This window comes from Staphylococcus sp. HMSC067F07 (genome assembly GCF_001837405.1).
Classification (GTDB): Bacteria; Bacillota; Bacilli; order Staphylococcales; family Staphylococcaceae; genus Staphylococcus; species Staphylococcus capitis.
Window position 1 is genome coordinate 1 of record NZ_KV832222.1, and the last position, 950, is coordinate 950.

The following is a 950-nucleotide window of genomic DNA, read 5'->3' on the forward strand; positions in this document are numbered from 1 at the left end:
ATTATACTATAAATTCAACTTTGCAACAGAACCAAAAATTAAGTGATAGTGCCAAAGTTACTTATGCAATTCTCAACGATAGAGTTAGCTTGTCGATTAAAAATAATTGGGTCGATGATAATGGGGATATATATTTCATTTTTACAAATGAAAGTCTCCAGAATATATTAGATAAAAGCAAGAATACAATTACTAAAATTAAAAAAGAACTTCAAGCAGTAGGGTTACTTGAACAAATACGTACAGGATTTAATAAACCTAATAAATTATATTTGCATGATATAGAAACTAATATTAATGTAGAAAAAAGTATTCAATCCTCATCTATAACCTATAATGACAAGGACTCCCAAATTTTGGGACTCCAGAATCCCGAATTTTGGGACTCCAGATTCTCAAAATTTGGGAGTCCAGAATCCCAAATTTTAGACCCTAATGATACTGATTATAATGATACTGATTATATTAAGACTGAGAATAATGATACGGATGATTTGAATGATAATAAACTAACTTTTCCTAGTAATCATACAAATCATTCAAATCACGACAATTCAAACTTTAATAATGAGGCTTTAAAATTTCAATTACTCGAAGAACTACCGCAAAGTATTCAAAACTATCTAAGTAACTTTGAAGTAGCTGAAATTAAAATTATCAAAACTGTATTATTAAAAGCCAAAACATCTTTCAACAATGCGATTGATAGCTACTACTTGTTAGAAGATATGGAAATAGAAATACTTCATGTTCTTAAACGTTTCAAAGCTATGCTTATTCAAAAAAATGAAACCGTTGTATCAATGCAAGGATACTTAATGAAATCTCTTAAGTCTGAATTCGCTGAAATGCATACGCTTAATAAACGACGTGATCATTTACCCATCACTTCTTTATTTAATTAATAATGATTTATTTAGAGAGCATCTTTAAATAGATGTTCTCTTTTT

General features: G+C 28.5%; 1 protein-coding gene. It reads left to right on the plus strand.

Annotated elements, in window-relative coordinates; translation table 11 throughout:
- Positions 1-8 precede the first annotated feature (8 nt).
- Positions 9-905: a replication initiator protein A gene (locus HMPREF2706_RS02665; protein WP_083319924.1), complete on the plus strand. Its 897-nt coding sequence runs from the start codon at positions 9-11 to the stop codon at positions 903-905.
- Positions 906-950 lie beyond the last annotated feature (45 nt).